Genomic DNA, 22,865 nt, shown 5'->3' with positions numbered 1-22,865 from the left:
CCCTGCGTCGGACTGCATCAGAACTGCACGGAGATCCGCGCGTTGGCACCGTGGTCGCGCGCCTCGTCCGAGTACTGGCCGCTGTAGCCCAGCTCGAGCAGCGTGCGCGGGCTCAGCCACGCGCCGAGGCCGAGGTCGGCCGTCCACGCGTTGTCGGCCAGCGTCGCGCCTTCGACGGTGAACGTGCCGCCGCCTGCCCACATCGCGCGGGTCGGGGACGCCAGATCGCCCGACGCGTGGCGGTAGCCGGCGCCGGCGCGCAGCTGCAGCCAGCCCGGCGTCTGGCCCTGGCCGCCGAGATCCACGGCGAAGCGCGCGCCCGCCGTCGACAGGTTCACGTGGGTCGCGTCGCCTTCCACCGTGAGCGCGGCGCTGCCGCCCTGCTCGGCGAAGCGGTCCGCGTCCACGCGCACGTGCGCGAACTGCGCGTACGGCTCGACCGACCAGTGGCCGCCGTCGAAGCGCCAGCTGCCCTCGACGAAGCCCTGCAGCGTCTTGGCGTCGTGCGTCGAGGTCAGCGTCTGGTCCAGGCCCGGGAACGCGACGCGGCGACGCATGTCGATGTCGTGCGTCGCGTACGCCAGCCCGCCCTTCACGCCGAAGCCGCCGAGGCGGCCGCCGCCGTACACGGCGAGGTGGCGATCCTGCGAGTCGCCGCGGCTGCCGCGGTCGGCCACCGCGAGGTCGTTGCGCGCGCTGCCGAGCAGGCCGCCGACGGTCCAGCCGCCCGCGAACGCGTGGTCGACGCCGACGAACAGGCCGCTGCCCTGCGCCTCGATGCGCGCGGCGTTGCCGTCCGCATTGACGTGGCCACCGGTCGAGAGGCCCTCGGCCCAGACCGACGTGGTGCCGTCGGCATGCGCGTCGGGCGCGGCCTGCGTGAAGCTGCGCGCGAGCGCGGCCTCGCGCACGTGGCGGCTGGTATCGACCAGCACGCCGCGCGTGCTCGCATGCGCCTCGCCGCCGAGCTGGTCGAACGCGACCTGCGCCTGCGCCGGGAACAGCTGGGTCAGCGTGTTGAGCAGCGGCGTGCCGGCGGTCATCGCGTCGGCGGCCGCGCCCACGGCGCGCTGGTTGGCGGTGGTGCCGGCGGCGGCGAAGGCCATGCCGCGGCTGACCGCCAGGCTGAGCGCGTTCGCGCCGTAGCCGAGGTCGAACTTCAGGAACGGCGAGAACGCGCTGCGGTCGAGCGACTGGAACTGGCCGGTCAGGCCGCCCGCGGCGGTGAGCAGCGTGTAGTTCTGGCCGACGAGGTACACGCCCGGCGTGCCGTAGAGGCGCACCGTGCCGCCCTGCAGCTGCGCGGTGCCGGCGACCGCGATGCGGTCGGAGGCGCCGTTCGCACCGAGTTCGGCCTCGAAGACCGAGCCCGCGCCCTGCACGTAGTTGCCGCTGACGTGGAGCGTGCCGATGCTGTTGCCCGGCGCGATCGTGCCGTACACGGCGAGGTCGGCCAGCGTGCCGTGGCCGCTCAGGCGGCCGCCCGCGTTGATGCGCGTCGCCGCGCCCGCCACGGTGCCGTCGACGGTCGCGATGCCGCCGTTGTTCACGGTCAGCGCGCTGCCGCGCAGGCTGCCGCCGACGATCAGCACACCGCCGTCCACGTTGGTCGCGGCCGAAAGCGCGTTGTCGCCGGTCAGTTCGAGCACGCCCTGCTTCACGGTGGCGCCGGCGAAACGGTTGTCGCCCGACAGGCGCAGCCAGCCGATGCCCGACTTGGTCAGGCGACCGGGGCCGCCGATGTCGTTGGTCCAGTCGTCCCAGGCCAGGCCCGACCAGGTCTTGATGCCGCCCGCCATGCGGTTCATGACGACGTCGGTATCGACGCGCAGCAGGCCCGGGCCTTCGATCGCCTTCTTGAGGTCGATCAGGCCCCAGCCGTAGATCTCGTCCACGCCCGCCTCGCCGAGGTCCGTGGCGGTGGTGAGCAGGATGTCGCGGATCTGCGGGTTGTCGAGGTACGGGAAGCGCTCCATCAGCAGTGCGAGCGCGCCGGTGACGTGCGGCGCCGCCATCGACGTGCCGGTCATGTAGCCGTAGCCGTACTCCGGGTGTTCGGCGGTGACGTCGAGGCCGATGACGTTGCCGTCGGCATCGCGCTGCACGGTGCCCTCGATCTCGCCGCCGACGACGGTGGAGGCGATGTCGGTGCCCGGCGCGGTGACGCACCAGTCCTTGCTCAGGCCGCAGATGCTCGAGCTCTCGTCGATCTCGCCGGTGTCGTTGATGTTGACGACGCTCAGCCAGTACTTGTCGAGGCCCTCGACCCAGCGCGGCAGCGTGGCGTAGATGCCCGCGATCGCGCCGTAGTTGTTGCCCGCGGCGAAGACCTGGAGCATGTGGTCGTTGAGCGACGGATCGGCGTAGGTCTGGAAGTACTCCGGCACGCCTTCGAGGTTGTACAGCGCGTCCATGTCGGCCGCGTTGTCCGGTTCCTGGCTCAGGCCCCAGCTGTGGTTGATGGCGCGCACGCCCTGCGCGGCCATCTGCTCATACATGCTCTGCACGGCGCTGCTGTCCGGGCCGATGGCGTAGTTCTGGCCACCCTGCACGCCGAGCAGCGAGTAGAGGTCCTGGTACGTGTTCGAGAACAGGCGGGCCGCGCTGAAGTCGGCGCCGAACGCCACGCCCTGCGTGCCCTGGCCGTCGCGGTTGCCGGCCATGGTGCCGGCGACGTGCGTGCCGTGCGTGCCGTAATGGAAGCCGGCCAGTGACTCGAGGTACTCGGGCACCCAGTCGTAGAAGTAGCCGATGTCCGTGAGGTACTGGACCAGCGCGCGGTCTTCGTCGGTGTACTCGAAGTAGTCCACCGCGACCTGCCCGCCGTTCGAGCGGAAGCACGCGTCGTCGCCGGTGAGTGCGGTGGTGTTGGTGCACAGGCTGCCGTCGCGCAGCAGGTCGGCGATGGTGATGCCGCGCGTCTGCTTGCCGGCGAACTCGTCGTGGCCGAGCGCGACGCCGCTGTCGAAGATGCCGAGGCGGATGCCCTTGCCGGTCAGGCCGCGGGCATAGGCGTACTGCGCATTGATGGCGGCCAGGCCCCAGTCGGCCTGGAATTCGCCGGTCATCCAGCTGTCCGGAGTGCCGGCCTTGCCGGGATCGGCCTGCTGGGCGCCGGCGACCGGCATGAAGCCGAGGGCGAGCGTGGCGGCGACGGCGCCGGAAAGCAGCGAGCGCGCGAGGCCGCCGCGGGCGGTGCGCGTGGTACAGGTCTTCATGGTTTTCCCCTGGTCGTGAAAGCCGGTGGCCGCCGTCCTGGCGTCACCGCGCCGCGGCGTATCCCGCGGTGTCGGCTGTATACGTGGCGCTGACGGGGGCTGTCGAGTGGAATGCGTGACTTGCGGCGCAGTTTCGGTTTCTGGTAGGTCGCGGAGTGGCCGCTCCTCCGAGTGCTTTGCGTTGGAGGGCATTGGAAGGGACAGTGCCGGCTGCTCCAAAGATTCAAGCACTTAGCGTTACTTCCGCCGCTATTGCTTTAGGAATAACGATTTATTAAGCTGTTCGCGTCCGGTTCGACCGGCACTGTCCAATCGTTGTTGTCCCCCTGGCTCCGGCCGGGTTTGGAGGAGGCCTCGCGGCCTCCTTTTTCTTTGCCCGCCGTCCGCCGCGTCCCGGCTGTGGCCTGCGTCCGGGACGCATGAACCCGCTTGGGCATAATGCCGGCGATGGCCCAGCAGACGCCCCTGCCGGTCCCGGACGCGCCCCCACCGCCGCCGCAGCACGACACGACGCCCCCCGACACGCCCGCGGCATCGGCCGTAGAGCCCCCCATGCCGCAACCCGATCCCGCCCAGCCCGATCTTCCCATGCCCGGCGCCACGCCCGCCGACGCGCTGCTGGCGTCCCCGCCGCCGCCACGTCCGCCCCGCGGCGACGCGTCGGCGCGCCCGCTGTGGGCTCGCGTGCTCGGGCGCCTGCTCGCGCCCTGGGTCGCGCTCAAGATCGAGCCGGCCGCACCGGCCGAGCACGTGCCCGAGTGGCAGGGCCGCCCGGTCTGCTACGTGCTCGAGGACTACGGCCTGTCGAACGCACTGATCCTCGACCGCGCCTGCCTCGAGGCCGGCCTGCCGTCGCCGCTCAAGCCGCTGCCCGGCGATCCCACCGGCCGCGGGCGCGCGTACGTCGCGCTGTCGCGCCGCAACGTCGGGCCGATCGCGCCGATCCCGAACATCCCCGGCGTGATCGAGCGGCCGGCGATGCCGAACGGCAAGTCGCACTCCGAATCGCTGGCGCGGCTGATCCAGGCGCACCGCGCCGATCCCACGCTCGACATCGCGCTGGTGCCGGTGTCGATCTTCGTCGGCCGCGCGCCGGAGAAGTCGAGCGGCTGGTTCTCGGTGCTGTTCTCGGAAAACTGGCAGCTGGTCGGCCGCTTCCGCCGCCTGCTGTCGATCGCCCTCAACGGCCGCGAAACCTACGTGCGCTTCGCGCCGCCGGTGAGCCTGCGCGCCATCGCCGACGAGGGCCTGCCGCCCGAGCGCACGGTGCGCAAGCTCTCGCGCGTGCTGCGCACGCACTTCCGCCGTATCCGCACTGCGGTGATCGGGCCGGACCTATCGACGCGGCGCCTGCTGGTCGACCAGGTGCTCGGCTCGCCCAGCGTGCGCGACGCGATCGCCGACCAGGCGCGTCGCGACGGCACCAGCGCCGCCGAGGCCTGGAAGAAGGCGCATGCCTATGCGTACGAGATCGCGGCGGACTATTCGCATCCGGTGGTGCGCTCGGCGAGCTTCCTGCTGCAGCCGGTGTGGAACCGCATCTACCGCGGCGTGCTGGTGCACCACCTCGACAAGCTCAAGGAGGACGCGCCCGGCAACGAGGTGGTCTACGTGCCCTCGCACCGCAGCCACATGGATTACCTGCTGCTGAGCTACCTGCTCTACACGCGCGGCATCGTGCCGCCGCACATCTTCGCGGGCGTCAACCTCAACCTGCCGGTGGTGGGCACGTTCCTTCGCAAGGGCGGCGCGTTCTTCGCGCGGCGCAGTTTCCGCGGCAACGCGCTGTATTCGGCGGTGTTCCGCGAGTACATGGCGCAGCTGGTGGCCGGCGGCTACTCGATCGAGTACTTCATCGAGGGCGGCCGTTCGCGCACGGGCCGACTGCTGCAGCCCAAGGGCGGCTCGCTGGCGATGACGCTTCGCGCCTACCTGCGCGCGCCCACCCGCCCCGTGCTGTTTCAGCCGATCTACATCGGCTACGAGAAGCTGATGGAAGGCCGCAGCTACCTCGACGAGCTGTCGGGCAAGCCGAAGGAAAAGGAATCGATCTGGTCGCTGCTCATGGGCATCCCGAAGGTGCTGAGCAGCAACTACGGCCAGGTGGTGGTGAACTTCGGCGAGCCGATCCGGCTTGGCGACGTGCTCGCGGAGAAGGCCCCCGAATGGGACGGCCGCCCGGTGCCGGAGGACGCCAAGCCCGCGTGGCTGGCGGAGACGGTCGACGCACTGGCGCAGAAGATCCAGGTCAACATCAACCGAGCCGCGGACGTGAACCCCATCTGCCTGCTCGCGCTCGCGCTGCTGTCGACGCCGAAGCACGCGATGAGCGAGGCCGACCTGCTGGCGCAGATCGCGCTGTCCAAGAAGCTGCTGGCGCAGTTGCCGTACTCCGACCGCGTCACCGTGACGCCGCACACGCCGGAGGAAATCGTCGCGCACGGCGAGGAGATCGGCGTGCTGATGCGCGTCAAGCATCCGCTCGGCGACGTGCTGGAGGTCGAGGAGGAAATGGCGGTCCTGCTCAGCTACTTCCGCAACAACGTGCTGCACCTGTTCACCGCGGCCGGCTGGGTGGCGTGCTGCTTCCAGCACAACCGCCGCATGAACCTGTCGGCGGTTCTGCGCCTGGGTCGCAGTGTGTATCCCTTCCTGCAGTCCGAGCTGTTCCTGCCGTGGACCGAGGACGAGTTCGTCGAACGCCTGCGCGCGACGGTCGACGTGTTCGAGGCCGAAGGCCTGCTGCGCCGGCGCGACGACGACGACGGCGAGCAGCTCTCGCGCAGTGCGAGCCAGTCGGACGAGGTGTTCCGCCTACGCGCCATCGGCCACTCGCTGCAGCAGGCGTTCGAGCGCTATTACATCGCCATCAGCGTGCTGGTGAAGAACGGCGCCGGCACGCTCAGCGCGGGCGAGCTCGAGACGCTCTGCCACCTCGCGGCGCAACGCCTGTCGCTGCTGTACGCGCCGGCCGCGCCGGAGTTCTTCGACAAGTCGCTGTTCCGCGGCTTCATCGCCAAGCTGCGGGAGCTGCGGCTGGTGTGGGCGGACGAGAACGGCAAGCTCACCTTCGACGAGCGCCTCGACGCGTGGGCGAAGGACGCGAAGTTCATCCTCGGCCGCGAGCTGCGGCATTCGATCGAGAAGGTGAGCCCCGAGGCGGCGAGCCGGCCGGACCCGGCGCCGGCGCCCTGAGCCCGCTCAGGCCGGCTCGTCGGGAATCAGCGACGACTCCAGCCGCGCGATGCAGTCCTTGAGCTGCAGCCGGCGCTTCTTGAGCCGCGTGAGGGCCAGTTCGTCGCGCACCGGCGCGTGCTTGAGCCCGTCGACGGCGAGGTCGAGGTCGCGGTGCTGCTGGCGCAGGTCGGCCAGCTGGCGGGCGATGTCGGCGGGGTCGCGGCCGTCGTTCATGCCGCGAGCTTAGCGCGCGGGCGGTGGCGGTCGCGAGCAGCCCGGCGACTGAACGCGCTCAGGCCGCGCGACGGCCGCCCCGTAGAATGCACGGCATGAGCACCGTCGCACTGCCCGTCATTCCCCTCGCCGAACCCCTGCCGCCGCGCGCCCGGCGCGCGCAGCACGAGGCCAACAAGCTCGCCAAGCGCCTCCGTCACCAGGTCGGCCGCGCGATCGCCGACTTCGGCATGATCGAGGACGGCGACAAGGTCATGGTCTGCCTGTCCGGCGGCAAGGACAGCTACACGATGCTGGACATCCTTCTGCAGCTGCAGAAGAAGGCGCCGGTGAACTTCGAGCTGGTCGCGGTCAATCTCGACCAGAAGCAGCCCGACTTCCCGGAGCACGTGCTGCCTGCGTATCTCGAATCGATCGGGGTGAAGTACCACATCCTCGAGCAGGACACGTATTCGGTGGTGACGCGCGTCGTGCCCGAGGGCAAGACGATGTGCTCGCTGTGCTCGCGCCTGCGGCGCGGTGCGCTGTACACGTACGCCGAGCAGGAAGGCTTCACCAAGATCGCGCTCGGCCATCACCGCGACGACCTGATCGCCACGTTCTTCCTCAACCTGTTCTTCCACGCCAAGCTGTCGGGCATGCCGCCGAAGCTGCAGAGCGACGACGGCAGGCACGTGGTGATCCGCCCGCTCGCCTACGTCAAGGAAGACGACATCGCCGCGTACGCCGAGGCGAAGGGCTTCCCGATCATCCCGTGCAACCTCTGCGGCTCGCAGGAAAACCTGCAGCGCAAGCAGGTGCAGCGGATGATGGACGCCTGGGAGCGCGAATCGCCCGGCCGCATCGAGACGATCGCGCGTGCGCTCGGCGACATCCGGCCCTCGCAGCTGAGCGACCCGAAGCTCTTCGACTTCCTCGCCCTCGGCCGGAGTGGCGACGCCCCGATGCCGGATGCGCATGCATGGCTCGCCGGCGCGCCCGAGGAGGGCGAAGCCTGACGCAGACCGCTTTTCCAATCTCCGACCGGTGACACCCTCACCGGCCCGAAGGCGGCGCACATGGATGTGCGCCGCGGTCGGCCGAGGCAGGATGCCGAGTCCGACCGCCGGCGATCGTCGATCCGATCGCGACGCTGTAGACCTGATCGGGGAAGGCACTTTCTTTTGGTTACTTTTCTTTGTGCCAGCAAAGAAAAGTGACTCGGGCGCGCCAGCGCACGAAACGCAGTTGATTCGATCCCAAGCGCGTAACCCGCAACGCGTTTCGACCACACGAGAAAACCCCACGCATGTTCTTCCGCAACGTCACCCTCTTCCGCTTCCCCACCACCCTGCAGCTCGAGGCCTTCGACGCCGGCCTCGCCGAATGCGCGCTGCGCCCGGTCGGCCCGATGGAACTCTCCACGCGCGGTTTCATCTCGCCCTTCGGCCGCGACACCGAAGGCCTCAAGCACATGCTCGACGAGGCCTACTGGCTCGCCGTCGGTGGCGAGGACCGCCTGCTGCCGGGCGCGGTCGTCAACGACCTGCTGCAGAAGAAGCTCGATGAGATCGAACAGAAGGAAGGGCGCCGCCCCGGCGGCCGCACGCGCAAGCGCCTGAAGGACGAGCTGGTGACCGAGCTTCTGCCGCGCGCGTTCGTGCGCCCGACCCGCACCGACGCGATCCTCGACATGAAGCAGGGCATCGTCGCCATCGACACGTCGAGCAAGAAGTCCGGCGAGAGCGTGGTCAGCGAGATCCGCAAGGCGCTCGGCAGTTTCCCCGCGCTGCCGCTCAATGCCGAGGTCGCGCCGCGCTCGGTGCTGACCGGCTGGCTGGCCGGCGAAGCGCTGCCGGACGGCCTGTCGATGGGCGATGAATGCGAGCTGCGCGACGCACTCGACCAAGGCGCGGTGGTGAAGTGCCAGCGAATGGAGCTAGAGAAGAACGCCGAGATCGACAAGCACCTGCAGAGCGGCAAGCAGGTCACGCGGCTCGCGCTCAACCTCGACGACCACGTCAGCTTCGTGCTCGGCGAGGATCTCGTCATCCGCAAGTTCAAGCTGCTCGATGGTGCGGTCGATTCGCTGGAAAACACCGAGCGCGAGGACCTGCGCGCCGAGCTCGAGGCGCGCTTCGCGCTGATGAGCCACGAGCTGCGCCGGCTGTTCAGCGTGCTGGAGCCCGCGCTGAAGCTGTCGAAGGTGGAGGCGTAACCGCGCGATGTTCTTCCGCGCACGGCCGCCCCGCGTCGCCACGCCCGCGCCCGTGCGCGCGGCGGTGCTGCCGCTCGCGCTGCCGGACGGCCGCGTGGTCGAAGTGCGCCGCGTCGACAACGCGCGCGTGCGTGGCCTGCGCTTGGCGGTGACCGAGCGCGGCGTCCGCGTGACCGCGCCGCCGCGCGCGAGCGACCGTCGCGTGCGTGCGTTCGTCGAGGAACACGCGGCCTGGCTCGCGGGTCAGGTCCATCACACCTTCGGGGAGGTGCAGCCGCTGCGCGTCGGTGAAAGCAGCACGCTGCCGCTTCGCGGCGTCGACGTGCCGCTGCAGTGGATCGACGGCCGCTTCCTGCGCGTGCAGGCGGGCGATGGCGGCATCGCGGTGACGCTGCCATCCGCCGCGTCGGATGCGTCCGTGCGCAAGGCGATCGGCGACTTCTACCTCGCCGAGGCACGCGCCGACGTCGGCCGCTGGTTGCCGACGTACCTGCCGTCGCTGCCGCGCGCGCCGGCGTCGATCCAGATCCGGCCGCTGACGTCGCTCTGGGGCTCGCTGGCGGCCGACGACCGCATGCGGCTGGACCTCGCGCTCGTGCTCGCGCCGCCGGCGGCCTTCGAGTACGTGCTCGTGCACGAGCTCTGCCACCTCATCCAGGCCAATCACTCCGCCGCGTTCTGGGCGGAAGTCGAGCAGCGCTTTCCGGACTGGAAGGCGCAGCGCGACCTGCTGCGCGCGCGCGGCCGGCCGATCAAGGCCGCGCTGCGGGTGATCCGCGACGCATCGGCGCTGCCGGCGGGGTGAGAGACCCGGCCACCGGACTGACGGTCGCGCGCGACCGGACATGCACCGCAGGCAGTCGAAAGCATGCCGACTGCCGTTGTTCGTAAGCGACCGTCTTCCGCACACGTGCGTCGCTGCGCCTGCGTCCGGCATTTCAGCGGCCTGCGCGCGTGTTGCGTGTCGTTGGTCGGCGCATTCGGCGTTCGTACCGCTGCCGGCCGGCAAATTTGTCCGAAGCGGCGCAGCGATTTCCCGCTGCGCGACGCAAGGACGAACGCAACGATTCAGCTGCGCGCGCGGAAACGTTCATTTGGCGGCAAGCTCGGCCTTTTGTGACGACGGTCACGTGTTGGCACGCGATATGCGAGGAGGGCGTTGCGTCCGCGAAGGGCGCTTTCCTCCCCAGCTTTTCGCTACCTCCAGGAGAACCGCACATGCGCAAGACACTCATTGCCGCTTCGATCGCCGTGGCCTTCGGCTTCGCCGCGCCGGCCTTCGCCCAGGACGCGACCGATTCGTTCAACACGGACAACTCGGCCCACCGGTCGTTCAACACCGACAACTCGATGAACGACTCGCAGAACGACTATTCCGACAACTCCACCAACGACAACTCCGACAACTCGGCGAACGACTCGTTCAACACCGACATGTCGGCGCATCACTCCTTCAACACCGACCAGTCGCTGCACGACTCGTTCAACGACAACTCGACGACGGTGAACACGGTCGTCGCCACCACCGCGCTGGACGGCACGGTGAGCGGCAACGGCTTCGGCTATGTCGGCAACAGCGCCTATAACGAGGGCGACGCCAACGGCGGCCGTGGCGGCCGTGGCGGCAGTGCGTACTCGGACTCGTATGGCAAGGGCTACGGCTCCGGCGGTGAGGCCGAAGGCGCCAACGGCCGCGGCGGCTCCGCCCGCGGTGCGCGCGGCGGCGACGACGGCGGCTCGTATGCCGCCGGCGGCACCAGCAGCGACGACTCCGATAACAGCGCCGTCGGTGGCGGCGACACCACCGCGTCGGTCGGCGGCGCCGGCGGCGCGGGCGGCGGGAACACGGGCGGCGCGGGCACGGGCGGCGGGAACACGGGCGGCGCGGGCTCGGGCGCGGGGACCAGCACCGCCTCGGCGGCGGGCGGCGACGGCGCCGCGGGCGGCATCGGCGGCGTGGCCTCGGCCGACGCGGGTGCGTTCGACATGTCCAACCAGATGAACGGCTCGTCCAATGCGGCCGCCGGCATCATGGTGGTCGGCCAGAACAGCGGTGCGATGTCGCTGATCCAGCAGGGCGTGACGGTGCAGGCCAACCTGAACCTGGGCCACTGAGACCGGGCGTGGATGCGCCGCTCCGGCGGCGCATCGCTTCGGTTCCTTGTCACCGGCGGGGCTTCGGCCCCGCCGGTTCCGTCCGCCGACCGGTGGACACGTTCCCACAGGGAGACAGCCCATGCGGATGTCCACGCCCGCGGTCCTCGCGATCGCCGCCATCAACCTGCTCGCGCTTCCCGCTGCGGCGCAGTCGCTTCCATCGGTGCCGTTCGTGGCCGTCGACGTGCCCGTGCCGACGGTCGACGCCGGCGTCCCCGCGGATGATGCGGTCACCCGCGACGCCACGCTCGGCACCGCCGTGCCCGGCGACGCGCTGGACGACATGCGCGGCGGCACCGAGACCAAGACCACGATCACCAACGTATCCGACGTCAACGGCAACGTCGACGGCAATGCCGCCATCAATACGATCAGCGGCGGCAACCTCATGGATGGCGGCGCGTTCGGCAACGCCGCGGGCCTGTCGACGGTGATCCAGAACAGCGGCAACAACGTGCTGATCCAGAACAGCACCGTGGTCAGCGTGCTGTTCTCGCCCACGCCATGAGGCCGATCCTGCCGCTGCTGCTCCTGCTCGCCTGCGGGGCGCCCGCCACGACGGCGGCCAGCAACCTCGAGTTGCGCGCACCGGGCGCGACCTACTCGGTGCCGGTGACCAGCCTCAAGGAAGCGCGCTTCAGGACGACCGTGCGCCAGCGGTTCGACTTCAGCTGCGGCTCCGCGGCCACCGCCACGCTGCTGACGTACCAGTACGGCCTGCCGGTGTCGGAAGCCGACGTCTTCCGCGACATGTTCGCCAAGGGCAACGTGCAGAAGATCCGTCGCGAAGGCTTCTCGCTGCTCGACATGCGGCGCTACCTCGCGTCGAAGGGCTTCCAGGCCGACGGCTTCAAGCTGCCGCTCGAGAAGCTCGCCGAGGAAGGCCTGCCGGCCATCGTGCTGCTCAACGACAAGGGCTATCGCCACTTCGTGGTGGTGAAGGGCCTGCGCGGCGATCGCGTGCTGGTGGGCGACCCGGCCCGCGGTACGCGCGCGCTGCCGCGACGCCAGTTCGAACGCCTGTGGGACAACCGCCTGCTCTTCGTGGTGCACAACCGCCGCGAGCTGGCCCAGTTCAACCACCCCGCCGACTGGCGCACCGCGCCGCCGGCGCCGCTGGACGTCGGCATCCAGCGCCAGGGGTTGCAGAACATCGTCATGCCGAAACGTGGACCGGGAGACTTCTGATGCGCCTGCCCGCCCTGCTCGCCCCTTTCCTCTTCACCGTGCTCGTGTTCGCGACGCCCGCCCGGGCCGGCGACCTGGGCACGCCCGTCCCCGTCGAACACCTCGACGCACTGCGCGGTGGCTACGCGCTGCCCGGCGGCATGTCGATCGCGTTCGGCCTCGAGCGCACGGTCGCCGTCAACGGCCAGCTGATCGTGTCGCAGCGGATCGACATCCCCGACCTGTCGCGGATGACCGCCGACCAGGCGCAGCAGCTCTCCGCGCTGACGCAGGGCCAGACGATCCAGGTCGGCGGCGGCACGTCGCTGCACCCGGGGGTCGGGTCGCTGGTGATCCAGAACGCGCTGGACGGCCAGCAGATCCAGGCGTCGACGACCCTTCACACGGCCGTGAATACGCTGACCCTGTTGCAGAACCTGAACTTCAACCAGACGTTGAGCGACGCGCTGCGTATCGGCGGGTCGCCGTGAGCCATCGATGAGGACGCCGATGCCGCAGTCGCTCCGCTGTCTCTCCCTCGCCGCCTCCGTTTCGCTCCTCTGCGCGGGCCACGCCCACGCGCAGGACGCGGCACCGGATCGCATCACCCAGCTCGAAAACCTCGTCAAGGCGCAGGCGGCCCAGCTGTCGACGCTGAAGCAGACGCTGGACGCGCAGTCGCAGGACATCGCCGAGCTGCGCGAGCAGTTGCACGAGCGCGAACTCGACGACCTGCGCGGCGAGGGCGCGCAGGCGCCGTCGCTGGCCGGCGCGGCCGCGACCGCGACCGGCGTGGTGTCGGCGGCGGCGACGCTCGATGCGATGTCGCCCGAACCGCAGACGACCGCCGGCGGCGGCAACCTGCCGACGATGAATCCGCAGGCGCAGACGCAGCCGACGCCGGTCGGTCGCGCGCCCACGGAGGAAAGCACGCGCCCGCAGCTCGCGCAGATCTTCGAGCAGCCGGGCGTGCTCACTCCGCGCGGCAGGTTCGTGCTCGAGCCGTCGCTGCAGGTGGGCTATTCGTCCAACGATCGCGTCGCGCTGATCGGCTACACGATCATCCCGGCGATCCTGATCGGCCTGATCGACGTGCGCCAGGTCAAGACCACCACCGCGACCGCCGCACTCACCGGCCGCTTCGGCATCACCAACCGTTTCGAACTCGAGGCGAAGGTGCCGTACGTGTACACGTACACCGACACCATCAGCCGCGAGATCTTCACCGGCAGCGCCACCGACAAGGTGTTCAACAGCGAAGGCAGCGGCATCGGCGACGTCGAGATGACCGCGCGCTTCCAGCTCAATCGCGGCGGCCCCGACAAGGCGTTCTGGGTCGGCTGGCTGCGCTACAAGGCGCGCACGGGCCGCGACCTGTTCGAGGTGACCACGGACTGCGTGACGCGCTGCGTCGAGAACGCGACCGGCACCGGGCTGCCGCTCGAGCTGCCGACCGGCAGCGGCTTCCAGTCGCTGCAGCCGGGCGTGACGTGGCTGTACGCGTCGGATCCGGTGGTGTTCTTCGGCAGCTTCAGCTATCTGCACAACTTCAAGCGCAGCAACGTGTCGCGCACGGTGCTGACCGGCGCCCCGGAAGGGTTCCCGCAGACCACCACCGAGCCGCTGGGCGACATCAAGGCCGGCGACATCCTCGGCTTCAACGTCGGCCTCGGCCTCGCGCTCAACGAGAAGGCGGCGATCTCGATCGGCTACGACCATTCGATCGTCGACCGCACCGAGCAGAACGGCGAGCCGCTGCCGGGCTCGGTGCGCGTCATGCTGGGCACGCTGCTGCTGGGCGGTTCGTACCGCTTCAACGACCGCATGAGCCTCAACGTATCGCTCGGCGTCGGCGTCACGCGCGACACGCCCGACACGACGCTGATGGTGCGGCTGCCGATCACGTTCTGATCGACACGCCCATACGGGCCCATGCGACGCGCGCTTGCCGTGCTGCGACCGACCGTCCGCATCGGCCGGGCCCGCGAGCGTCGGCGGGCCCGCGCCGACCTGATCCGACCAACGGACGAGACGATGAACCGGCCGATTCGGTGCGGCCGGGCGCCGGTCTTTTGCCGTCCGTTACGCGCAAAAACCGATAACGCATGCCGGGAAATCCGCGGTGCACGCTCGCAACGCATGCTCGCGCCGGCCGCTGCCGGGAATCGCCGGATCACCGTGGCTTCACTAAGGTGCATGTTCGCTTACCGACGATTACACTGCGAACGGGATCACAGTTTAGCTTCGCTGTCCGGCCATCTGAGGGGAGACATCCCATGCACGTTCTGATCACCGGAGGCGCAGGCTTCATCGGGTCGCATCTCGTCGACCTGCACCTCGCCAAGGGCGACCAGGTCCACGTCGTCGATGACCTTTCGACCGGCGTGTTCGCCAACGTCGAACCGCACCGGGACAACCCGCTCTTTCGTTTCGACCATGCCGACGTCCTGACCTGGGACCGGCTCGACCATGCGGTCGGCTGGGCCGATCGCATCTACCACATGGCCGCCGTCGTCGGCGTCTACCGCGTCATCGCCGAACCGACCAAGGTGCTCGCCACCAACATCGCCGGCTGCGAGCGCCTGCTGCGCGCCGCGCGCGACGGCGGCTGGAAGCCGCAGGTCGTGCTGGCCTCGAGCTCCGAGGTGTATGGCCACAACGACGAGCAGATCCTGCGCGAGGACCAGGACCTCACGGTCAGCTCGCGCGCCGGCACGCGCTGGGGCTACTCGGTCAGCAAGATCGCCGACGAGGCGCTGGGCATGTCGTATGCGCAGCGTTTCGGCATCCCCGCGGTCATCGCCCGCTTCTTCAACACGGTCGGTCCGCGCCAGGTCGGCCGCTACGGCATGGTGGTGCCGCGGTTCGTGCAGCAGGCGGTCAGCGGTGAGCCGATCACCGTGTTCGGCGGTGGCGACCAGACGCGCTCGTTCTGCGACGTGCGCGACACCGTCGTCGCGCTCGAGAGCCTCGCCACGCGCGCCGGCCGCGACACCGTCGTGGCCAACGTCGGCAACGACCGCGAGATCAGCATCCGCGACCTCGCCGAGCTGGTGATCCAGCGCTCGGGCAGCCGGTCGTCGATCAAGGACGTGCCGCTGCGCGAGGCGTACGGCGAGGACTTCGAGGACATCCGCCGCCGCCGCCCGGATCTCTCTCGCCTGCGCGCGCTCACCGGGTTCAAGCACCGCTACACGCTGGAAGACACGATCGACCACCTCGTGGCGCTCGCTCGCCAGGAGGCCCACAGCCACCACGCCGAGCAAAGGGGACACGATGGCGACCGCACCGTGGTTCGTAATCAGCCCGAATACGCTGCTTAGTGCCATCGGCCTCCTCAGGGGGCCGGACAAGGTCGTCCCCAATCCTGCTTTCGACTGGCGTACCGCCGTCGTGGACGTGGTGATTCCCGCCTATCGCGAAGAAGACAACATCGTGCACTGCCTCGCCTCGCTGGCGAGGCAGACACTCAGGCCGCGCAACATCATCCTCGTCGAGGACGGCGCGAAGGACCTCACCGTGCCGCGCGCACGCGAATACGCCGCGGCGGCGGGCCTCGACCTGACGGTGATCGAACGCCAGAAATCGATCGGCAAGACGCCGACGATCAAGCGGCAGTCGCGCGAGTTCGACTCGGACGTCGAGTTCATCCTCGACGGCGACACGTTCCTCGAATCGCCCGAGTACATCGAGCGCTGCGTAGAGGAGCTCTACCAGGGCGCCGGCATCGCCAGCGCCTGCGGCACCATCCTGCCGATGCGCGCCAAGGACCGGCATGCGCTGTCGGAAACCGACGCGTTCAAGCTCTGGCACGGCGCCCCGGCCTACGACGATCCGCATGCCCGGCGCGGCCTGCTGAACTCGATCTGGTGGGGCGTCACCAACATGTACCGCGACTGCCTGTACCAGTTCCTGCAGCGCTTCGTCTACAAGGGACAGATGGTGTTCTTCGGCACCATCACCAACCCGGTGGGCTGCGCGGTCGCGTACCGGCGCGAGTACATCAAGGACCTGTTCGACAAGTACGAGCCGCTGTTCGGCGACGACCTCACCAATTCCGAAGACATCTTCATCGGCTTCGCCCTCACCAACGAGGGCTACCGCAACATCCAGCTGCAGGACGTGCTCGCGCGCTCGGAGGAACCCGAGGTGCAGCGGCTGCCGCGGCAGACCTACCTGTGGTCGTCCTCGTTCCTGCAGAGCTGCTACTACTTCGACTCGCTGCTGCGAACGCCGTTCCGGGTGTTCCGGCGCGCGGCCACGCGCCGGCGCGACCGCGCGAGCGGCGAAGCGGAGCGGGTCGAGGACCTGCGCATCCACAAGGAGCAGTACCGCCAGCCGTTCGGCGACGCGTTCACCCAGCGCTACGGCCGCCCGATCGGCTGGACGATGTTCCTGTCCGCGTTCGAGAAGATCAGCTTCCCCACCGCGATCATCATCATGGCGATCCTGCGCATGTGGGAGCCGCTCGTGGTCACGATGGTCGCCGAGCTCGTCGTCTCGCTCGCGGTGCTGGTGTCGGTATCGAAGGGCGAGCGGCTGGCCGCCCTGGTCAAGGGCATCCTGGTGACGCCGCTGCGCTACCTGCTGATGCTGTGGGACATGGTGACGATCGGACGCTTCGCGACCGATCTCTGGATCACAGGGAACCGGAAATGGCGCAAGTGACTTCTACCCTCCGCATCCATTCCATCGCGACGGCCGCCGGGCTTCTGCTGGCCTTCGCGACATCGTCCGCATTCGCCCAGGACACCGCGCCGCCGGCCGGCCTGGACCAGCAGGCACGCGAGGCGGCCTGGGCCGGACGCACCGGCGAAGGCATCCGGCTGATGGACGCGTACCTCGCCACGCACCCGGACGATCGCGCCGCGCGGCTCGACCGGGCGCGCTTCCTCGCCTGGAGCGGCGATTACGCGGCGGCGATCGAGGCGCTCGACGCGATCGCGCCGGACTCGCCCGAAGCGCAGGCGCTGCGCGCGCGCATCTACGCGTGGGCGGGTCGACGCAACGCGTCGCTGGCGCTCAACGCCGCGGCGTACGGCGCCGATCCCGCCGACTACGACGCCGCCTACACGCAGGCGCTCGCCGCACGGCAGGGCGAATGGCCGCACGAGGCGCTGCCCGCGCTGGAGGCCGCAGAGGCCGCCAAGCCGGACGGCAAGGACACGCGCGACCTCGCGCGCGCGGTGCGCCTGCCGCTGTTCTCGAGCGTGGCGCTGCCGGTGTCGGTCTATCGCGATTCCGACGACATCGAGATCCGCAGCGTCGGCCTGCAGGCGGACGTGCGCGTCGGCGATCCGTGGCGGCTGCTCGCGGAGGTGACGTCGCGCGAGATCTCCGCCCCCATCGACGGCCCGTGGCGCCCGGTCACCGGCGGCGATTCGGTGGACGAACGCCGCGTGCTGGTCGGCGCGCGCTATGCCTTCTCGCCGGATGCCGCGCTCGAGGTCGAACTCGGCCGCTCCGACATCGATCCGGGCGACGGCGAGACGGTCGGCCACATCGAGTTCGGGCAGCAGGCCAGCGACGCGTTCGGCTGGCGCGTGCGTGCCGAGCGCGACCGCGTGCTGTCCTCGCCGCTCGCGGTCTCGCTGGGCGTGCTGCGCGAGGGCGTGACCCTCTCGGGCAACTGGCGCCCGACGCTGCGCGACAACCTGCGCGGCAACGCCACCTTCGAACACCTCACCGACGACAACCACCGCACCGCGCTCGACCTCGACTACCGCCACGCGGTGGTGCGCAACGGCCGGCTCAACCTGGACATCGGCGGCCAGGCCGAGTGGCAGTCGTACTCGCGCAATCCGGGCGACGGCTACTACAGCCCCGACCGCTACGAGCGCATCGCGCCGCTGGCCTCGGCCTACGTGAAGCTGGGCGACGACGCCGGGCTGTTCCTGCAGGGCGCGCTCGGCGTGCAGCGCGACGAGACCTTCGACAGCTGGAAGCGCGCCGCGGATTTCAGCGCGCAGTTCACCTTCGGCATCTTCAGCCACTGGCAGCTGGTCGCCAGCGTCGGCTACAGCCAGCGCCTGAACCAGTTCGGGCGCTACGAAGGCCGCAGCGTCGGGCTGGAGCTGCGTTACCGCTTCTGCGAGGCGCGGCGCGAGCGCTGCCCGGCCAACGCCGGGCCCTGAGCGGCATCGCGATGCGCGCGCGCCGGACTAGCCGCCCAGATGGCGACGCACGAACCCCGTGACGTGCTGGACGCCGGCTTCAAGGCGCCGCGCCGCGCGGTCCACCCCCGCGTCGTAACGGCCGCTACGCGCGGCCGCGACCAGCGCGAACAACGCCACCAGCAGCACCAGCGCGCCGCCGCGCTGGCGGGTCACGGCGAAACGGCGACGACGGCTGCGATCGTCCTGCTGCATCGGAAGGGCCCGGGCGCACACGGTGCGAAGCACGCAGCGTATCGCGACGGCCGGCACGGGCCGCAAACGAAACGGCCGCCGGAGTCACCGGCGGCCGCTGCGATAGAACGGGTTGGGGCGTGCCTGCCGTCAGCGCAGGCCGCCGGCGAGGGCGTTCACCAGCGAGGCCTGCGTGTCGTCGCCGCTGAAGTCCCAGAGGAACGCACCGGCCAGGCCCTGCACGCGCACGTAGGCGGTCTTGTCGGCGATCGTGGTCGGATCGTCGAAGTTCCAGAACGTCGTGCCGTTGTAGATCCAGTGCGACTTGCTCGAGCTGTCGGTGTACATCGGCCAGCCCAGCGCCTTCAGCACCGCGTAGCGCTCGATACCCGGCTCCAGGCTGCCCGCGGCCGCCGTGCCGGACTGGAACAGGCCGTGGTTGGTGGCGCCGACGTTGGTCCAGCCGCGGCCGTACGACGCGATGCCGATGTTGAGCTTCGTCGCCGGCACGCCGCGCGACAGGAACGCCTGCACCGCGTCGTTGGTGTTGAACAGCGCCGCATCGCCCGTGGCCGGGTCGCTGCTGGAGTTGAACAGCGCGGTGTGGAAGTTCGTCTTCGCGTCCCACGGGCCGTGGAAGTCGTACGTCATGAGGTTGATGGCGTCGAGGTACTGGTGGTACTGCTCCGGACGCGTCACGCGGATCTTGTCGATGCCGCCGCCGACCGCGACGGTCAGCTCAAGGCCGGGCCGGATCGCGTTGAGCTGCTTGCGGAACTCGGCGAGCAGGCCGGTGAAGTTGTCCGTGTCCTCGGGGCCGCCGCAGGTCACGCCGCAGGCCGCCGGGAACTCCCAGTCGATGTCGAAGCCGTCGAACACGCCGGCCGCCGCGCCCGCGCCGCCGGCGCCGTCGAAGGCCGGCAGGTTGCCGCGGAGGTAGGCGTCGATGCAGGAGGCCACGAACGCCTGGCGGTTCTCCGGGCGCGCCGCGCTGGCGAAGCCACGCGACCAGTTCCAGCCGCCCAGCGAGATCAGCACCTTCATGCCCGGGTGCTTGGCCTTGAGCTTCTTCAGCTGGTTCCAGTTGCCGCGCAGCGGGGCGCCGGCGACGTCGGCGACGCCATCCACGCTCTCGGCCGCGGCGTACACGCGCGAGTAGTCGGCGTAGGCGTCACCGCCCTCGCCCGTGCTCGCGTTGTTGGCCTTCAGAACGCCCACTTCGCACCGGTTGTTGCGCACGTTGCCGAACGCGTAGGTGAGGTGGGTGAGCTGCGCGGCCACGCCGGTGGTCTCGAGGTTGCGCGGCACGTACTTGTTGTAGATGCCCCACTGGGTGAAGTAGCCGTTGACGCGGTGCCACAGCGCGGCCGGCACGTTGGCGGCCGTCGTGCTCGCCACCAGTCCCGCGCTCTGCGCGGAGGCGTTGCCGGCGTTGTCCACCGCGCGCACGGTGTAGGTGTAGCCGGTCGAGGCCGCGAGCGCGCTGTCGGTGTAGGCGTTGGTGGTACTGCTGCCGACCGACGCGCCGTTGCGGAACACCTCGTAGCGCGCGAGGCCGCTGCCGCCGACGTTGTCGGCGGACGCCGTCCACTTGATCGAGATGCTGCTCTCGTTCTGCGCGGTCATGGCGAGGCCGGACGGCACGCCGGGCGCCACGGTGTCGGTGCTGCCGCCGGGCGTGGTGGCCGTGCCGACGCTGAAGCTCACCTTCGCCGACGTCGTGGTCGTCGAGCGGTCGTCCTTGGCGACGGCGTACACCGTGTGGCTGCCGGTCGTGGCGCGCGTCCAGTTGACGCCGAAGGGCGCGGAGGTGTCGTAGCCGACGCGCGAGCCGTCGACGAAGAAGTCGACGCGGCGGACGCGGCCGTCGACGTCGGACGCCGATGCGGCGAGGATGACGGTCTTGCCGGCCGGCAGGGAGGCGCCGGCGGTGGGGGACGAGATCGAGACGGTGGGAGGGGTGTTGGCGAGCTGGAGCGCCGCCTGGGCGGCGAGGATCACGCCGAGGCTGCCGGCCGCGATGGCCAGCGACTTACGGGAAATACGCATGTAGGGGAACGGGGGATAGCGCCTGCGGGGGAAGGCGGGAACGCGCAGAATCCCCAGCAGGAACAGATACTTGAGCGCACCCCGTCACATAACCGTCACGGCGGTCCGGTCGGTGGCCCGCACCGTGACCGGCTGCTCGAACGCAGCGGACGCGATCCGCGGAAAGGCGGCCGTTCCTTCACGAAACCGAACAGCCGTAGCGGGCCTGAACAGCGGTGCCCGCGCCGATTTGCGCCCAAGCGACCGCCCGCGGGCGCCTCGCGCCGGCTACGTTTTCACCGCCGCGCCCGCGCGTGGCCTGCCTTTGAAGTGAGGAAGCGATGCACAAGCTGGACACCGTGAGGATCGGCGTCGTGGGACTGGGCTACGTCGGGCTGCCGCTGGCGCTCGAGTTCGGCCGCGTGTTCGACACCGTCGGGTTCGACATCAATCCCTCGCGCATCCGCGCCCTGCGCGACGGCCAGGACGTCAACGGCGAGTCGACCGCGCAGGAATTCGCCGCCGCGAAGCATCTCTCGGTCACCGACGACGTCGCCGCGCTGGCCCAGCGCAACGTCTACATCGTCACCGTGCCCACGCCGGTGGACGGCGACAAGCGGCCGGACTTCAACCCGCTGATCGCCGCCAGCCGCCTGATCGGCGGCGTGCTCAAGCGCGGCGACACCGTGGTCTACGAATCGACGGTCTACCCAGGCGCGACCGAGGAGATCTGCGTGCCCGAACTCGAGAAGCGTTCGGGCCTGCGCTACAACGAGGACTTCACCGTCGGCTACAGCCCCGAGCGCATCAACCCGGGCGACCAGGAGCGGCGGCTCACCAACATCCTCAAGATCACCTCGGGGTCCACGCCGGAGGCGGCGGACTTCGTCGACGCGCTGTACCGCCGCATCATCACGGCCGGCACGCACCGCGCCTCCAGCCTCAAGGTGGCGGAGGCGGCCAAGGTCATCGAGAACACGCAGCGCGACGCGAACATCGCGCTGATGAACGAGTTCGCGCTGATCTTCCAGCGGCTGGGCATCGACACCCAGGACGTGCTGGCCGCGGCCGGCACCAAGTGGAATTTCCTGCCGTTCCGGCCCGGGCTTGTCGGCGGGCACTGCATCGGCGTCGATCCCTATTACCTGATCCAGCGCGCGCAGGCGGCCGGCTACTACCCGGACATCCTGCTGGCCTGCCGCCGCATCAACGACGCGATGGGCGAGCACGTGGTGACGCAGGTGGTGAAGGAGATGATCCGTCGCGGCAGCCCGGTGTCGGGCGCGCGGATCCTCATCCTCGGGCTGACGTTCAAGGAGAACTGCGCGGACCTGCGCAACACGCGCGTCGTGGACGTGGCGCGCCACTTCACCGAATACGGCGCGAAGGTCGACATCCACGATCCGTGGGCCGACGCGCACGAGGCGTTCGGCGAATACGGCATCTCGCTGGTGGCCGAACCGCCGACCGGTGCGTACGACGCGGTGATCCTCGCGGTCGCCCACCGGCAGTTCGCCGAGCTGGGCGCCGAGGGCGCGCGTGCCTACGGCAAGCCGGGCGCGCTGCTCTACGACATCAAGAGCCTCTATCCGCGCGACGCGGTGGACGGCCGGCTCTAGTCGCGCAGGAACGGCCCGAGCACGGCGGCGACCGCGCCGGGGATGTCCATGTGCAGGTGGTGGCCGCCGTCGAGGCCGACCACCTGCACGTCGCGCAGCAGCGCGGCGCGCGCGTCGCGCACGTCGGCCGGGAAGAAGCGGAATGCCGGCACCGCGTGCACCAGCCGCACCGGGCATTCGATCGCGCGGATCACGTCGCGCACCTGGCCCTCGGTCATGCGCACCGCGGTCGGCCGCGTCAGGCGCGCGTCGCTGCGCCAGACGTAGCCGCCGTCCGGCGCCGGCGCGAGGCCGCGCTCGACGATCGGCCGCGCGGCGGCCTCGTCCAGCCCGCCGGCGAGCAAGCGGGCGCGCACCGCGGTGGCGACGTCGGGAAACACGCGCCGCCGCGCCCCGGCGGGCTCGGCCAGCGCGGCGAACGCGTCCTGCAGGCGGCGCGCGGTGGCGTCCTCGGCTTCGACCAGTCCGCCCAACGCCTCGATCAGCGCGAGCCTGGCGACGCGCCCTGGCGCACCCGCGGCGACCAGCGTCGCCGTCGCCCCGCCCATCGAGTGCCCGAGCAGCGAGAAGCGCGACCAGCCCAGCGCGTCGGCCGCCGACAGCACCGCACGCGCGGCGTTGACCAGCGTGTACTCGGCCGACGGCGGCAGGTGCGCACTGGCGCCGTGGCCCGGCAGGTCGAGCGCGACCAGGTCGAGGCCGTCGAGGTGCGGCGCCAGCG

Annotated in this window: 18 protein-coding genes; 13 read left to right on the top strand and 5 right to left on the bottom strand. The window is 70.2% G+C overall.

The window, feature by feature from the left end; all coding sequences use genetic code 11:
- Positions 1 to 17: 17 nt before the first annotated feature.
- Positions 18 to 3,218 carry an autotransporter domain-containing protein gene (locus tag E4F61_RS01925; protein ID WP_162301363.1) on the bottom strand — a complete coding sequence of 1,067 codons (3,201 nt, stop codon included), beginning with the start codon at positions 3,216 to 3,218 and terminating at the stop codon, positions 18 to 20.
- A gap of 438 nt (positions 3,219 to 3,656) precedes the next feature.
- Between E4F61_RS01925 and plsB the strand changes: the two genes are divergently transcribed.
- A complete protein-coding gene (gene plsB / locus E4F61_RS01920) occupies positions 3,657 to 6,413 on the top strand; it encodes a glycerol-3-phosphate 1-O-acyltransferase PlsB (RefSeq protein ID WP_162301365.1) in 2,757 nt (918 codons plus the stop codon).
- Positions 6,414 to 6,419: 6 nt separating this feature from the next.
- On the opposite strand, the gene E4F61_RS01915 is transcribed toward plsB, so the two are convergent.
- On the bottom strand, positions 6,420 to 6,629 hold the full coding sequence (locus E4F61_RS01915; protein WP_133477788.1) for a YdcH family protein: 210 nt from the start codon (positions 6,627 to 6,629) through the stop codon (positions 6,420 to 6,422).
- An 86-nt stretch (positions 6,630 to 6,715) separates the two neighbouring features.
- Here E4F61_RS01915 and ttcA point away from each other — a divergent pair, with 86 nt between their 5' ends.
- The 11 genes from ttcA to E4F61_RS01860 all read left to right on the top strand — a co-directional run bounded on the left by ttcA (position 6,716) and on the right by E4F61_RS01860 (position 18,284).
- On the top strand, positions 6,716 to 7,627 hold the full coding sequence (gene ttcA, locus E4F61_RS01910) for a tRNA 2-thiocytidine(32) synthetase TtcA (RefSeq protein WP_425480092.1): 912 nt from the start codon (positions 6,716 to 6,718) through the stop codon (positions 7,625 to 7,627).
- A gap of 290 nt (positions 7,628 to 7,917) precedes the next feature.
- The gene (locus E4F61_RS01905; RefSeq protein WP_133477783.1) at positions 7,918 to 8,826 is read left to right on the top strand and encodes a recombination-associated protein RdgC; all 909 of its coding nucleotides are present in this window, start codon (positions 7,918 to 7,920) and stop codon (positions 8,824 to 8,826) included.
- 7 nt (positions 8,827 to 8,833) lie between these two features.
- Positions 8,834 to 9,631 (top strand): M48 family metallopeptidase, encoded by a 798-nt coding sequence (locus E4F61_RS01900; protein WP_133477781.1) that lies wholly within the window; start codon positions 8,834 to 8,836, stop codon positions 9,629 to 9,631.
- A 413-nt stretch (positions 9,632 to 10,044) separates the two neighbouring features.
- On the top strand, positions 10,045 to 10,941 hold the full coding sequence (locus E4F61_RS01895) for a hypothetical protein (RefSeq protein ID WP_133477779.1): 897 nt from the start codon (positions 10,045 to 10,047) through the stop codon (positions 10,939 to 10,941).
- 121 nt (positions 10,942 to 11,062) lie between these two features.
- A complete protein-coding gene (locus E4F61_RS01890; protein WP_133477777.1) occupies positions 11,063 to 11,491 on the top strand; it encodes a hypothetical protein in 429 nt (142 codons plus the stop codon).
- Positions 11,488 to 12,171, top strand: a complete 684-nt coding sequence (locus tag E4F61_RS01885) for a C39 family peptidase (RefSeq protein ID WP_133477775.1) — start codon at positions 11,488 to 11,490, stop codon at positions 12,169 to 12,171. The genes E4F61_RS01890 and E4F61_RS01885 overlap by 4 nt, the downstream gene beginning before the upstream one ends.
- Positions 12,171 to 12,641 carry a hypothetical protein gene (locus E4F61_RS01880; protein WP_133477773.1) on the top strand — a complete coding sequence of 157 codons (471 nt, stop codon included), beginning with the start codon at positions 12,171 to 12,173 and terminating at the stop codon, positions 12,639 to 12,641. The genes E4F61_RS01885 and E4F61_RS01880 overlap by 1 nt, the downstream gene beginning before the upstream one ends.
- 19 nt (positions 12,642 to 12,660) lie before the next feature.
- Complete coding sequence (locus tag E4F61_RS01875) at positions 12,661 to 14,061, top strand: tol-pal system YbgF family protein (RefSeq protein WP_133477771.1); 1,401 nt, start codon at positions 12,661 to 12,663, stop codon at positions 14,059 to 14,061.
- A gap of 365 nt (positions 14,062 to 14,426) precedes the next feature.
- A complete protein-coding gene (locus tag E4F61_RS01870; protein ID WP_133477769.1) occupies positions 14,427 to 15,473 on the top strand; it encodes an NAD-dependent epimerase/dehydratase family protein in 1,047 nt (348 codons plus the stop codon).
- The gene (locus E4F61_RS01865) at positions 15,427 to 16,818 is read left to right on the top strand and encodes a glycosyltransferase (protein ID WP_133477767.1); all 1,392 of its coding nucleotides are present in this window, start codon (positions 15,427 to 15,429) and stop codon (positions 16,816 to 16,818) included. The genes E4F61_RS01870 and E4F61_RS01865 overlap by 47 nt, the downstream gene beginning before the upstream one ends.
- Complete coding sequence (locus E4F61_RS01860) at positions 16,806 to 18,284, top strand: tetratricopeptide repeat protein (RefSeq protein ID WP_425480091.1); 1,479 nt, start codon at positions 16,806 to 16,808, stop codon at positions 18,282 to 18,284. Before E4F61_RS01865 ends, E4F61_RS01860 begins: the two co-directional genes overlap by 13 nt.
- Before the next feature lie 27 nt (positions 18,285 to 18,311).
- Here the strand turns inward: E4F61_RS01860 and E4F61_RS01855 are convergent, their stop codons facing one another.
- Both E4F61_RS01855 and E4F61_RS01850 read right to left on the bottom strand, forming a co-directional pair.
- The gene (locus E4F61_RS01855) at positions 18,312 to 18,518 is read right to left on the bottom strand and encodes a hypothetical protein (RefSeq protein ID WP_133477764.1); all 207 of its coding nucleotides are present in this window, start codon (positions 18,516 to 18,518) and stop codon (positions 18,312 to 18,314) included.
- A 129-nt stretch (positions 18,519 to 18,647) separates the two neighbouring features.
- Positions 18,648 to 20,546 carry a glycosyl hydrolase family 18 protein gene (locus E4F61_RS01850; protein ID WP_133477762.1) on the bottom strand — a complete coding sequence of 633 codons (1,899 nt, stop codon included), beginning with the start codon at positions 20,544 to 20,546 and terminating at the stop codon, positions 18,648 to 18,650.
- A gap of 320 nt (positions 20,547 to 20,866) precedes the next feature.
- Here E4F61_RS01850 and E4F61_RS01845 point away from each other — a divergent pair, with 320 nt between their 5' ends.
- A complete protein-coding gene (locus E4F61_RS01845; RefSeq protein WP_133477760.1) occupies positions 20,867 to 22,144 on the top strand; it encodes a nucleotide sugar dehydrogenase in 1,278 nt (425 codons plus the stop codon).
- On the opposite strand, the gene E4F61_RS01840 is transcribed toward E4F61_RS01845, so the two are convergent.
- The coding region (locus E4F61_RS01840; protein ID WP_162301361.1) for an alpha/beta fold hydrolase at positions 22,141 to 22,865 on the bottom strand (725 nt) is incomplete at its 5' end. The genes E4F61_RS01845 and E4F61_RS01840 overlap by 4 nt on opposite strands.

Source organism: Cognatilysobacter segetis, assembly GCF_004359965.1.
GTDB lineage: Bacteria > Pseudomonadota > Gammaproteobacteria > Xanthomonadales > Xanthomonadaceae > Cognatilysobacter > Cognatilysobacter segetis.
The sequence above is the reverse complement of the archived record's forward strand: the minus strand, read 5'-3'. Positions and strand labels throughout refer to the sequence as shown.